Consider the following 12,184-nt stretch of genomic DNA (forward strand, 5'->3'; position numbering starts at 1 on the left):
GCCCCCGGGCGGGGCTCGGGGCGGGGGGTCGTCCGGTGACAGTGCGGGCGTGGGTCAGGGCGAGGTCGATGACCGGCCGGTAGGCGGACAGGTGCTCCGGCGTCCACGCCGCGGGGCCGGCCAGCGCCTCGTGAGTGACGATCCGGTAGACGAGCGCACGTATCAGCATTTGTCCCCATTCGGGAAGATGTGCCCACCGTTCGGCCAGCTTGGGCGAGGCGCCGTACCAGCACAGCGCGTCCACGACCGCGACCGCCGCCGCCCAGGACGGCGGACGCCAGTAGACCGGCCAGTCGATGATCGCCGGTGGCAGGCCGCCGGCGAACAGCACGTTGCCGGGCAGATCCCCGTGAACCGCCTGGGACGGAAGATCCACCGGGCGCCGGGCCCGTACGAGCGGTTCGAGCAGTCCGGCCCCTCCGGACGGGCCGGGAAGCTCCTCCCACGCCACGCGGTCACCGTAGGACCATGGATCGTCACGGACGTCCAGGAACGCGGGCCTGGGCAGGTGAGCGATCGCCTCGTGGAAGGCGGCGCCCGCCCTCAGTACGTCGTCCTGCCTGCTCACGTCCGGCTCGCCCGGGACGAGCCGGGCCGCCTCCCATCCGCACGCCGTCCATGCGCCGTCCCGCGCCCGCACGGGACGTGCCACGCGGAACGCCGGCGCGCCGGGCAGCGCGGACAGCACCTCGGCCCGCCACAACGTCTCCGGCAGGAACTCCACCTGCTTGACGACCAGGTCACCGACCCGCCAGGCGCCGCCCAGCCAGACCGGCGGCCCCTCGGCGCCGTACGCGTCGAGGACCTCTTCGGGAGGCCGCCCGGTTTCGGGAGGGCCGTCCGGCTTCGGGTCGCCGGCGGAACCGCTCGGCCTCGCCTCGGGGGACAGGTCCCGGCGGCCGGTCACGGGGTGGCCCAGGCGTGGACGCCGGCCTTGAGCTCGGCCTTGACCGGGTCGGGGGCGAAGGACGCGTCGATCGAGGCGCGTGCCAGGTCGGCGAGGTCGTCGTCGGTGCAGCCGAAGGTGTCGCGCAGCCCGGCGTACTCGCCGGCCAGCGCCGCCTCCCCGTCGGTGTTGATCGTGACGGCCAGCCCCGCCGCCCGCAGGCGTGGCAGCGGATGTTCGGACAGCGACGGGACGAGCCCCAGCAGGACGTTGGAGGTGGGGCAGACCTCCAGCGGGATCCCGCGTTCGCGCACCTCGGCCACGAGGCTCTCGTCGTCGAGGACCCGGATGCCGTGCCCGAGGCGTTCGGCGTGCCCCACGTCGAGGGCTTCGCGGATGCTGGCCGCGCCGGCCGCCTCGCCCGCGTGGTGGACGAGGCGGAGCCCCGCGTCCCTGGCCGCGTCGAGCACCTCGGCGAACGGCGCCAGCGGGTGCCGCTCGTCGCCCGCCAGCCCCATGCCGATCACGTCGTCGTAGCGGGTGGCCAGTTCGTACGTGCGCCACAGCCGCTCCACCGGCCGTCGCCTGGAGTGGTCGAGCAGCACCCTGCACTCGACGCCGTAACGGTCGCGTCCCTCCCGCAGCCCGTCGAGCACCGCCTCCAGCGGCATCTCCAGCTCTCCCACCCGCTCCCCGTGGGAGGCCGCGGTGAAGGTCACCTCGGCGTAGCGGGTGCCCTGCGCGGCTTCGTCCTCGCAGAACTCCACCGCGACGCGCCGGAAGTGCTCGGCCGTGCGCAGCAGCTCGCGCACCTGCGCGCGCTGGTCGGCGAACTGCCTGAAGTCGCGGAACACGCGTCCGTCCCCGGGCGTGCCGCCCAGGTCGCGGACGGTCTGCGGGCGCACGGTGCTTTCCAGGTGCACGTGCAGGTGGGCCTTGGGCAGCGTACGGACGTCTCTCACGCGCCACACGCTAGGGGATGGTGTCCTTCGCACGCAGGCCGTTTTCCGGCCGTGCGGCCGGTCAGAGGGCGCCGGCCCGCCGGGTGACGCGGATCTTCGACTGCTTGTGCGGCAGGCGTTCCCAGTCGTCCATGAACCTCGCCTGCAGGCCGTACTTGGAGGCCAGCGCGATCAGGGTCTCGGTGCGGTAGTAGAAATCCTCCCGCAGCACCTGGTGCTCCTTGCCCTCGGTGCGGTCGAAGGTGAAGTCGAACCATCCGCCGGGTTTCATGACCCGCCCGACGTGGGCGAAGCACTCCTCGATCACGTGGAGCGGCGAGTGGGAGAAGACGCTGTGCGCGTGGACGACGTCGAAGTGCTCGTCGGGCAGGAACGCGAAGCGCAGGTCGCGTACGGGGGTCAGGTGCGGCAGCTTGTCGCCCAGCCCGTGCTCGGCGATGGTGTCCTGGGCCGCCATGAGGATGTCGGGCGAGATGTCGATGCCGTAGTAGTTGCCGGTGTGCAGGTAGCCGATGAACAGGTGACCGGCCCTGAGGTTGCCGCAGCCGATCTCCAGCATCCGGCACTCAGGCTTCAGCCCGTGCTCGACGAGGTAGTCGAACTGCATACGGCCCAGCGCCAGCCACCGTCGATGTGTGTGGGAGCCGACCGCGCCCTCGGGGTCTCGGGCGGTGTCGGACTTCATGACGGCACGGTAGTAGGCGACGTGGTCGCGGGTACGCAGCCTGAACCAGGTGTCGCGGGCGAGCCGCCTCAGGTGGGGCAGGATCTTGCGCGGGTTCTTGAACGCGTACGTCACTTGGTGGACGAGGCTCGAACGGGAGCGTTTCACGCCTGGGAATCTAGGTCACTCACAGCGACAAGCAAGGGGCTGTGGCGACAGTCTTGAGTTCCCGTTTGCGTACCCTTTCTCTCCGCGGCTCTCATGCGCCAGGTGAGACGGTCAGCTCAGGTAGTCGCGCAGCGCCAGCGAGCGGGACGGATGGCGCAGCTTCGACATCGTCTTGGCCTCGATCTGCCGGATGCGCTCCCTGGTCACGCCGTAGACGCGGCCGATCTCGTCGAGCGTGCGGGGCTTGCCGTCGGTCAGGCCGTAGCGCATGCTGATCACGCCCGCCTCGCGCTCGCTGAGCTGGTCGAGCAGGGCGTGCAACTGCTGCTGGAGCAGGGTGAACGACACCGCGTCGGCCGGGGAGACGGCCTCGGTGTCCTCGATGAGGTCGCCGAACTCGCTGTCGCCCTCCTCGCCCAGCGGCGTGTGCAGCGAGATGGGCTCGCGGCCGTAGCCCTGGACCTCGATGACGCGGCTCACCTCGAGCTCGCTCTCCTTGGCGATCTCCTCGGGCGTGGGCTCGCGGCCGAGGTCGCTCTGCAGGCGCCGCTGCACCCGTGCCACCTTGTTGATGAGCTCCACCATGTGCACCGGGATGCGGATCGTGCGGGCCTGGTCGGCCATGGCGCGCGTGATCGCCTGCTTGATCCACCACGTGGCGTAGGTGGAGAACTTGTAGCCGAGCCGGTAGTCGAACTTCTCGATCGTGCGGATCAGGCCGAGGTTGCCCTCCTGGATCAGGTCGAGGAAGAGCATGCCGCGGCCGGTGTAGCGCTTGGCGATGGACACGACCAGCCGCAGGTTGGCCTCCAGCATGCGCTGCTTGGCCCGCATGCCGTCGTCGGCGATCCACTCCAGGTCGGCGCGGAGTTCGGCGGGAAGGCCCGGCTCGGTGTCGAGCCGCTCTCTGGCGAACAGCCCGGCCTCGATCCGCTTGGCCAGCTCGATCTCCTGCTCGGCGGTGAGCAGTGGCACCCGCCCGATCTCCTTCAGGTAGGTCTTGACCGAGTCGGCGCCGACGGCGGCGCCACCGTCAGGGACGCCTTCGTCCAGCTCGACAACCTCTGCTGCTTGGGACAAAACACTCTCCTCGCTCGCGTTGGGCAGGATGGACGACGAACCCAAACTTAGGTCGCGCCCAACATTAGGTCCACCCCTCCTTTGGGTCAACCTAAATCTGGGTCCAACCTAAAAATCTGTGGAAGACTGGGTCTATGAGCATCGACACCTTGGGTTTGAGGGAACAGAAGAAGCGCGAGACCAGGCAGGCCATCTCTGACCACGCTACCCAACTGTTCCTGCAACGTGGCTTCGACCGCACGACGATCGCCGACATCGCCGGCGCCGCCAGGGTGGCCAAGATGACCGTCACGAATTACTTCCCCCGTAAAGAGGATCTAGCCCTGGACCACCACGAGGCGTTCGCGGCGGGCCTGGCGGAGGCGGTCGCCCGGCGCCCACCTGGGGAGTCGGCGCTGGGCGCGGTACGTCGAGCATATGCGCACGCGCTGGAGCAGCGTGACCCCGTCATCGGCTTCACCGGGCGCGACTTCGCCCGGATGATCACCGACAGCGCGACCCTCGTCGCCCGGCTGCGCGACCTGCACGACCAGCGCGAAGAGGCCCTCGCCAGGCTGCTCGCCGCCGAATCCGGGGAACGCCCGGCCGAGTCCCGGGAACACTCGGAGCCCGGGGAACACCCGGCCGAGTCCGGGGAACGCCCGTCCGAGGACGACGCCGAAGGTCGTGTGGTCGTCGCGCAGGCGGTCGCGGCGCAGCTCGCGGCGGCCGACCGGCTACTCTTCCGCGAACTGCAGAGCCGCGTGCTGGCCGGGCAGGACGAGGACGCGGTCGCCGCGGCGCTCACCCGGACCGCACGGCACGTCTTCGACCTCCTCGAACCCGCGATCGGCGGCTACGCCGTCCGCTGAGCGTGCGGCCCGGTGGTCGTACGTCACGCGCCCATGCCGTACGCGGCCGTGCAGGCGGCGCCGGGCGGAGAAGACGTCGGGCGGGCGTACTCGGACCGGGCCGCGCATGCTAGCTTTACCTTCCCGGCCGGAGGTTGCTCCCGGCCGGAAGCTGCTTGTATGACTGATCTTCATGCGACCGTGCGGCCCGTGAGCGCCGCCGACCATCCCGCCCTCGAACGGCTCTGGCTGATGTTCCGCCACGACATGGCGGAGTTCCAGGGCGGGCTGCCCAGCCCCGACGCCACCTACCACAGCGGACGGCTGCGCTCGGCCGTCGAGGACGACGACTGGGCGGCCTACCTGTTCACCAGCGGCGACCATCCGCTCGGGTTCGCTCTGGTGCGCGCGCTGTCCGGCCCCGCCCGGGTGCTGAACAGCTTCTTCGTGGTACGCGGCGCGCGCCGTTCCGGCATCGGGACGACCGTCGTACGCGAGGTGATCTCGCGGCACCCCGGCCCTTGGCAGATCGCCTTCCAGGACGCCAACACGGCGGCCGTCGCGTTCTGGCGGAGCGTCGCCACCCACTTCGCCGGCGACGCGTGGACCGAGGAACGCCGGCACGTCCCGGCCCGGCCCGACGCTCCCCCGGACGTGTGGATCTCCTTCACCACCGCCTGACCGGAACCCACGCGCTCACGTAAGCCGGCCGTCCACGCGAGTGCGCTCGCGTGGACGGCCGGATCATCCTCTGCCGGACATCAGCTCGGTGATCGCATCGATGTCGTCGCCCTGCCCGAGATCGCCGGCCACGCGGACGGTCCTAGGCGCACCACCCCTCCTCGTCTCCATGCGTTCGGGCCAGGCGGATCACGCCATGGCCGATCCCGGCGGGCCGACGGGTTTGCGGTCGCCGGGCGGAAGCCAGGTGATGCTCCCCTGTACGGCGCCGGCGAACGCCATCAGACGAGCCGCCTCGCCCGCGAGCTCTCCCCTCACGTCGTCGGGCAGCGGGTGGAAGGGCTCGATCGTCAGTACGCCGTTCCTGAGGTCCCACATACCGCCCACGGTCCCGCCGACGAGGAAGGTGGGGTGGACGACGGCGCCCACGCACACGGCCTTCTGCTGCCCGGCAGTCATCATGCGGCGGCGGTCGTCGAAGGCGACGATGAGGTTGTCGAACCAGGGCAGGAACCGTACGGGCGCGGGCACGTCCTCCGCCGCGAGCGGGGCGTCGGGAAGGTCGTAGAGGACGCGGCCGTCGGTGTCCTGGTAGGTCCGCAGCGACGGCATCGCCTCCACGACCTCCTGCAGCCGCGTCAGCCCCGACCACCGCTGCACGTCCCGTACGCTCGCCGGCCCGTACGCCGCCAGGTAGCGCGCCACCAGCCGCTCCACGGGCGGCGCCGTCTCCAGCGGCCGGCCCAGCCACTCCTCGGCCAGCCTGAACGGCGTGGCGCCGCGCCGCCCCCAGATCCCGTTGGGCGGCGTGTGCACGATCGGCACCATCGCCTGCGCCGACCAGCCCAGGGCCGGCGGGTCGGCCTCGGGCCAGCGCCGCAGCAGCAGGTCGCGGAGCTGGGGACGGGTGAGCGTGCGCCCGGCCAGGTGCTCGCGGGTGAGCTGCGCCAGTTCGTCCAGATCCACTCCCTGGGTCGCGCGCCCGAAGGATGCCTGTCTGGCCCGCGTGAGGATCACCTGGGTGAGGGGGCGGATCCACGTGTAGTCGCCGGCCAGCGCCAGGTGCTGGGTGCCGCGCAGCAGCGATCCCCGCACCACCTGCCTGCCGTACAGAAGGGAGGACAGGTCGTCCTGGGTGAAGGCGGCCAGGCGCGTCCACAACCCGAGGTACGGCGCGTCGATCTCCTGCGCCTGCACCGCGACGAGCCGTTCGATGGCCTCGGCCGGTGACAGGGCGGCCCGGCGGAGCAGGAGCTGGCGGTCGAGCGTGGTGCGGTTGAGCACCCGGCGGTTCAGGATCATGAGCCGACCGTATGAGCTATTGCGGCACGTTTGCTTCCGCGTTGCGCAGCTCGCTGAGGGCGTCGCGCAGGTGTCCGGCGAGTTCCCAGGCGTCGGGCACCATCGCGCGGTCGGTGATGACGCCGATGTCGAGTGAGCCGTCGTAGGAGAAGGCGGTGATGTTGACGCCGCCGCTCACGTCGGAGATGACCGACACCGGATAGTGGTGCAGCAGCCGAGCTCCGCACACGTACAGGGGGAACTGGGGGCCCGGCACGTTGGAGACGATCAGGTTGATGGGCGGTGCGGCCTGCCCGAGCAGCGCGAACGCCGAGCGTGAGGCCAGGCCCATGAGCGCGGCGGGCATCGACTCGCTGAACTCGCGCAGCCACCGGGCGGACGCCGGGGAGAAGCGGTCCTTGAGCCGCCGCATGGCCTGCCGTACGTGCTGCAGCCGCTCGGCGGGGTCGGCGACGTGCACGGCCAGCGGCGCCGTCATGATCGTCACCTGGTTGCCAGGCCCCTCGGCGCCCGCGTCCCGCAGCGAGAACGGCACCCCGGCCACCAGGGGCTGGGCGGGGACGCCTCCGTGCGCGGCCAGCCACCTGCGCAGCGCTCCCGCGCACACGGTCATGACCACGTCGTTGACGGTGACGCCGAACGCCTTGCGCACCCGCTTGAGCTCGTCCAGCGGCAGCGACACGTACGCGAAGCGCCGGTGCTCCGACACGGGACCGCTGAAGGGGGTCCTGGGCGCGGGCAACGTCGGCAGGTCGGGGACCTGCCGGGCGCCTGCCAGGGTACGGGCCAGCCCGGAGACGAACCGGGCGCCGGGCAGGGAGGACACGACGGGGATCTCGTCCAGGTAGGGGACGGCCATGGACGCGAACCGCACGGCGTGGGCGGGGTTGCCGGCCAGCCTGGCCAGGCCGCGCGCCAGCATCTCCGCCTGCCCGGGAGGCGGGGAGTCGCGTTCGGGCTCGGCCTCGGGCGGCGGCGCGGGCCGGGGGCCGGTGTCGAGCAGCGCGGCCAGCACGTCGGCGCCGCCCACGCCGTCCACGGCAGCGTGATGGATCTTGGTGTAGAGCCCCATGCGGCCGCCGGACAGCCCGTGGACGAGGTAGATCTCCCACAGCGGCCGGCGCCGGTCGAGCCGGCGGGCGTGCAGCCGCGAGACCTGCTCGGCCAGCTGCCGCTCGTCGCCGGGAGGCGGCAGGCCGATCTCGCGCACGTGGTAGTCGAGGTCGAGATCGTCCTCCTGCATCCAGTACGGATGGTCGAGCCCGAACGGCACCGGTGCCAGCTTGCGGCGCAGCGCGGGCACGTACGGGAGCCGCTGTTCGAGAAGGGCCTGCAGGTCAGCGCGGTGCAGGTCGCCGTCGAGGATGGCAAGTCCCGCGATGTTGGCGACGTTGGTGGCCGTCTCGAAGTGCAGGAACTGCGCGTCCAGGGCGGTCAGCTGGGGCATTCGTCACACCTCCGCCCCCGCACGTCGGCGCGTTCTTCGCATGATAGAGCAATGAGGTGCTGACGCGCCGACGTGGCACGATTGAGGTCTCCGAGGATGAGCATCTACATACCATGCCTTTCCCTATCAATACGGTACGCGCCACCTATCCCGCACTCTCCGACGGCTACGCCTATCTTGACGGAGCCGCAGGCACGCAAACGCCTCAATCGGTGATCGACGCCATCTCCACCGCATACCGGACCGGGATCGGCAACGTCGGCGGCGCCTTCCCCGCCAGCCATCGCTCCGACGCCATCGTCGCCGCCTGCCGCGCCGCCCTGGCCGACCTGGTCGGCGGCCACCCGGACGGCGTCGTCCTCGGCCCCAACATGACCACGCTCACCTACCGCCTGGCCAGGGCCGTCGCCGGCCCCGGCGACGAGGTCGTGCTGTCCAGGCTCGACCACGACGCCAACGTGCGCCCCTGGGTCCAGACCGGCGCCACCGTACGCTGGGCCGAGGTGGACCCGGTCACCGGGGAGCTGCCGGTCGAGCAGTACGAGAGCCTGATCGGCGAGCGCACCAAGGTCGTGGCGGTGACGGCCGCCAGCAACATCCTCGGCACCCGCCCCGACGTGGCCGCCATCGCGGAGCTGGCGCACCGGGCGGGCGCGCTGACGTACGTGGACGGTGTGCACGCGACCCCGCACGGTCCCGTGGACATGCGTGCGATGGGCGCCGACTTCTACGCCACCAGCGCGTACAAGTGGTCGGGCCCGCACGTCGGCGCCGTGGTGGCCGACCCGGCGCTGCTGGAGGGCATCAGGCCGGACAAGCTGGCCTCCGCGCCCGACACGGTGCCGGACCGGTTCGAGACGGGCACGGCCGCGTTCGCCGACCTGGACGGGGTGACGGCGGCCGTGGACCACCTGGCCTCCATGGTCCCCGGCACGGGCAGCCGCCGCGAGCGCCTGCTCACCTCGATGACCGCGGCGGAGGAGCACGAGCTGGCCCTGTTCCAGGTGCTGATCGAGGGACTGGAGACGATGCCGCACGTCACCGTGTACGGCAAGCCAGCCAGGCGCACCGCCACCGCCTACTTCAACGTGGCCGGGCACACCCCGCGCCAGGTGGCCGAGCACTTGGCCAAGCTGGGCGTGAACGTCTGGAACGGCCACAACTACGCCTGGGAGCTGACCGGCGTGCTCGGCATCCGCGACTCGGGCGGCGCGGTGCGGGCGGGCCTGGTGCACTACAACGACCGCTCCGACGTCGACCGGCTGCTCGAAGGGGTGGCCAGGCTGGAATGAACCGGAGCCCGTCCGTGCTGTGAGAGACGCAGTCTTCGATGGAAAGAGGCGTTTCCCATGTCCCGGCAGGCCGTCGCCGCCCGGCTGATCGTTCAGGCTCTGGAGGCGGAGGGCGTCGAATACGTCTTCGGCATCCCCGGTGAGGAGAACATCCACTTCGTCGACGCCCTCCACGACTCGTCCATCCGTTACGTCCTCGTACGTCACGAGCAGGGCGCGGCGTTCATGGCGGAGATCTACGGCAGGCTGACCGGCAGGCCCGGCGTGGCGTCGGCCACGCTCGGCCCCGGCGCGATCAACCTGCAGCTCGGCGTGGCCGACGCCACCACCAACAGCACCCCGGTGGTGGCGATCACCGCCCAGGTGGGCCTCGACCGCATCTACAAGGAGTCGCACCAGGTCGTCGACCTGGTCTCGCTGTTCAGGCCGATCACCAAGTGGGCGGAGCTGGTGCCGTCGCCGCAGGCGCTGCCGGAGATGATCCGCAAGGCGTTCAAGACCGCGCAGACCGAACGGCCCGGCGCCGTCTACCTGGCGATCCCCGAGGACGTCGAGTCGGCGCCGATCCCCGAAGGGCTCGCGCCGCTCCCGGTCAACGTCGTACGCCCGCAGGACCCTTCGGCCTCGCAGATCGCCCGCGCCGCCGAGGTGCTCGAGGGCGCCCGCAGGCCCATCGTGCTGGCCGGCCACGGCGCGAGCAGGGCGGCCGCCTCGCAGGCGCTGGTGCGCTTCTCCGAACGGCTCGGGCTGCCGGTGGCCACCACGTTCAACGGCAAGGGAGTCTTCCCCGACGACCACCGGCACGCGCTGGGCGCGGTGGGGTTCATGCGCCACGACTACGTGAACTTCGGCTTCGACGAGGCCGACGTGCTGATCAGCGTCGGATACGAGCTGCAGGAGTTCGACCCCGTCAAGATCAACCCATTGCGCGACAAGAAGATCATCCACATCCATCGGTTCCCGGCCGAGGTGGACGACCACTACCCCGTGGCGGTCGGGGTGCACGGCGACGTCTCGCGCTCGCTGGACGCGCTCGGCGACGCGGTACGGCGCAGGTTCGAGATGAACGGCACCGGCCAGAAGATCCGCCGCATGCTCGCCGAGGAGCTGGCGCAGGGGCGTTCCGAGAGCGGGTTCCCGCTGTCCCCGCGCCGGGTCGTGGCCGACGTCCGCGAGGCCATGGGCCGCGACGACATCGTGCTGGCCGACACCGGCGCGGTGAAGATGTGGATGGCCCGCATGTACCCGACCTACGAGCCCAACACGATGCTGGTCTCCAACGGGCTGTCGTCCATGGGCTTCGCGGTGCCGGGCGCGCTGGCGGCCAAGCTGGCCCGTCCGGAGCGCAGGGTGCTGGCGGCGACCGGCGACGGGGCGTTCCTGATGAACTCCCAGGAGCTGGAGACCGCCGTACGCGAGCGGATCCCGTTCGTGGTGCTGGTGTGGGTGGACGACGCCTACGGGCTGATCGAGTGGAAGATGGACCTGGAGCTCGGGCGCAACGCGCACGTCGCGTTCGGCAACCCCGACTTCGTCGCCTACGCCGAGAGCTTCGGAGCCCGCGGCTACCGCGTGACCAGCGCCGGCGAGCTGCTGCCCACGCTGCGCAAGGCGCTGGCCGACGACGTCGTGTCGGTGATCGCGGTGCCCGTCGACTACGCGGCCAACCTGCAGCTGACCGGCAGGCTGGGTGAGCTCACCGGCCCCTTCTGAGGCTCCGCGACGCCCCCTGCGAGGGGCCGCGGGACCGTAAGATCAGCCTGGTGAGCCTGCCCGCCGTGTCCGAAACCGCCGCGCCGCCGGTCGAGCCGGCGCGCGACCCCTACCACGTCTACCTCGACTCGCTCACCAGCCCCGAGTCGCGCCGCACCATGCGCGGCTGCCTCGACCGGCTGGCCCGGCTGCTGACCGGCGACGACAGCGCCACGGGCGCGGGCCAGCCGTGGCATCTGCTGCGTTACGAGCACACCGTCCGCATCCGCACGATGCTGACCGACCAGGGCTGGTCGGCCGCGTACGTCAACAAGCACCTGGTGGCGTTGCGGCGGGTGCTGAAGGAGGCCTGGCGGCTCGGGCAGACCAGCGCCGAGGACTTCGCCCGCGCCTCCGACCTCGCCCCCGTACGCCAGAGCCGCCTGCCCACGGGCCACCACGTGCCGCCCGAGGTGGTCGGGGCGGCCCTGTCGGCCTGCGACGACTCCCCCGCCGGGGTGCGCGACGCGGCGCTGATCGCCGTCCTCTACTCCACGGGCTGCCGCCGGGCGGAGCTGTCCGGTCTGGCCCTGGCCGACTACGATCCCGGCGCCCGGTCGCTGCGGGTGCGCGGCAAACGCGACAAGGAGCGGCTGGTCTATCTGACGGCGGAGGCGATCGGGCTGGTGGAGCGGTGGCTCGCGATCCGCGGCACCGCTCCCGGCGCGCTGTTCAGCCCGATCAGCAAGTACGGCACCCTGCGGCGGCGCGACGGCCGGCCGGCGCGGCTGACCGGGCAGGGCATCGCCGACATCCTGACCCGCCGCTTCGGGCAGGCGGGCGCGTCCCGGCGCACGGCCCACGATTTCCGCCGTACGTTCATCGGCGAGTTGCTGGACGCCGGGGTGGACCTGGCGACGGCCCAGGCGCTGGTGGGCCACTCCTCCCCCGCCACGACGGCCCGCTACGACCGCCGCCCGGAGAAGACCCGCCGCGACGCCGTCGACCGCCTGCGCCTGCCCGCCGCGCGCCCCCTCGGCTGACCGGCGGTCCGCGCGGCCGGGGCCGGGGGCGGGGGCGGGCGTGACCGCGTGGCCGGTGGCTGCCAGCAGTTGCTCGGCCGAGGCCAGCAGGTCCATCAGCTCGGGCCGGGTCAGGGAGTAGAACGACTGCCGGCCTT

10 protein-coding genes and 1 pseudogene are annotated in these 12,184 nt (G+C 71.6%); 5 read left to right on the top strand and 6 right to left on the bottom strand.

Going from position 1 to position 12,184, the window contains the following annotated elements; translation table 11 throughout:
- The 4 genes and pseudogenes from E1295_RS44185 to E1295_RS44200 all read right to left on the bottom strand — a co-directional run.
- A partial coding sequence (locus E1295_RS44185) for a TIGR02569 family protein (RefSeq protein ID WP_220449202.1) occupies positions 1-907 on the bottom strand: 907 nt, incomplete at its 3' end.
- Positions 904-1,848, bottom strand: a complete 945-nt coding sequence (add, locus tag E1295_RS44190; protein ID WP_132640731.1) for an adenosine deaminase — start codon at positions 1,846-1,848, stop codon at positions 904-906. The genes E1295_RS44185 and add, both read right to left, overlap by 4 nt.
- Positions 1,849-1,909: 61 nt before the next feature.
- The gene (locus E1295_RS44195) at positions 1,910-2,680 is read right to left on the bottom strand and encodes a class I SAM-dependent methyltransferase (protein WP_132640733.1); all 771 of its coding nucleotides are present in this window, start codon (positions 2,678-2,680) and stop codon (positions 1,910-1,912) included.
- A gap of 111 nt (positions 2,681-2,791) precedes the next feature.
- A pseudogene (locus tag E1295_RS44200) lies at positions 2,792-3,706 on the bottom strand (RNA polymerase sigma factor); the annotation flags it as partial.
- Between the two features lie 188 nt (positions 3,707-3,894).
- Here E1295_RS44200 and E1295_RS44205 point away from each other — a divergent pair.
- A complete protein-coding gene (locus tag E1295_RS44205; protein WP_132640737.1) occupies positions 3,895-4,611 on the top strand; it encodes a TetR/AcrR family transcriptional regulator in 717 nt (238 codons plus the stop codon).
- Positions 4,612-4,770: 159 nt separating this feature from the next.
- Positions 4,771-5,271 (top strand): GNAT family N-acetyltransferase, encoded by a 501-nt coding sequence (locus E1295_RS44210; protein ID WP_132640739.1) that lies wholly within the window; start codon positions 4,771-4,773, stop codon positions 5,269-5,271.
- A 189-nt stretch (positions 5,272-5,460) separates the two neighbouring features.
- Here E1295_RS44210 and E1295_RS44215 read toward each other — a convergent pair whose 3' ends face one another.
- Complete coding sequence (locus E1295_RS44215; RefSeq protein ID WP_132640741.1) at positions 5,461-6,573, bottom strand: winged helix DNA-binding domain-containing protein; 1,113 nt, start codon at positions 6,571-6,573, stop codon at positions 5,461-5,463.
- A gap of 16 nt (positions 6,574-6,589) precedes the next feature.
- Positions 6,590-8,020 (bottom strand): WS/DGAT/MGAT family O-acyltransferase, encoded by a 1,431-nt coding sequence (locus E1295_RS44220; RefSeq protein ID WP_132640743.1) that lies wholly within the window; start codon positions 8,018-8,020, stop codon positions 6,590-6,592.
- Positions 8,021-8,133: 113 nt separating this feature from the next.
- Here E1295_RS44220 and E1295_RS44225 point away from each other — a divergent pair, with 113 nt between their 5' ends.
- From E1295_RS44225 to E1295_RS44235, 3 genes are read left to right on the top strand one after another with little or no spacing between them, the layout of a single operon-like run.
- Positions 8,134-9,312 carry a cysteine desulfurase-like protein gene (locus E1295_RS44225; protein ID WP_132640745.1) on the top strand — a complete coding sequence of 393 codons (1,179 nt, stop codon included), beginning with the start codon at positions 8,134-8,136 and terminating at the stop codon, positions 9,310-9,312.
- Between the two features lie 57 nt (positions 9,313-9,369).
- Positions 9,370-11,025 carry an acetolactate synthase large subunit gene (locus tag E1295_RS44230; RefSeq protein ID WP_132640747.1) on the top strand — a complete coding sequence of 552 codons (1,656 nt, stop codon included), beginning with the start codon at positions 9,370-9,372 and terminating at the stop codon, positions 11,023-11,025.
- A gap of 50 nt (positions 11,026-11,075) precedes the next feature.
- The gene (locus tag E1295_RS44235; protein ID WP_132640749.1) at positions 11,076-12,047 is read left to right on the top strand and encodes a tyrosine-type recombinase/integrase; all 972 of its coding nucleotides are present in this window, start codon (positions 11,076-11,078) and stop codon (positions 12,045-12,047) included.
- The last annotated feature ends 137 nt before the right edge of the window (positions 12,048-12,184 follow it).

Source organism: Nonomuraea mesophila, from assembly GCF_004352805.1.
GTDB lineage: Bacteria > Actinomycetota > Actinomycetes > Streptosporangiales > Streptosporangiaceae > Nonomuraea > Nonomuraea longispora.

Excerpts from the sequence above, each read along its gene's own strand:
- E1295_RS44220 (WP_132640743.1), bottom strand. The coding sequence starts at position 8,020 with ATGCCCCAGCTGACCGCCCTGGACGCGCAGTTCCTGCACTTCGAGACG.
- E1295_RS44215 (WP_132640741.1), bottom strand. The coding sequence starts at position 6,573 with ATGATCCTGAACCGCCGGGTGCTCAACCGCACCACGCTCGACCGCCAG.
- E1295_RS44230 (WP_132640747.1), top strand. The coding sequence starts at position 9,370 with ATGTCCCGGCAGGCCGTCGCCGCCCGGCTGATCGTTCAGGCTCTGGAG.
- E1295_RS44210 (WP_132640739.1), top strand. The coding sequence starts at position 4,771 with ATGACTGATCTTCATGCGACCGTGCGGCCCGTGAGCGCCGCCGACCAT.
- E1295_RS44225 (WP_132640745.1), top strand. The coding sequence starts at position 8,134 with ATGCCTTTCCCTATCAATACGGTACGCGCCACCTATCCCGCACTCTCC.
- E1295_RS44205 (WP_132640737.1), top strand. The coding sequence starts at position 3,895 with ATGAGCATCGACACCTTGGGTTTGAGGGAACAGAAGAAGCGCGAGACC.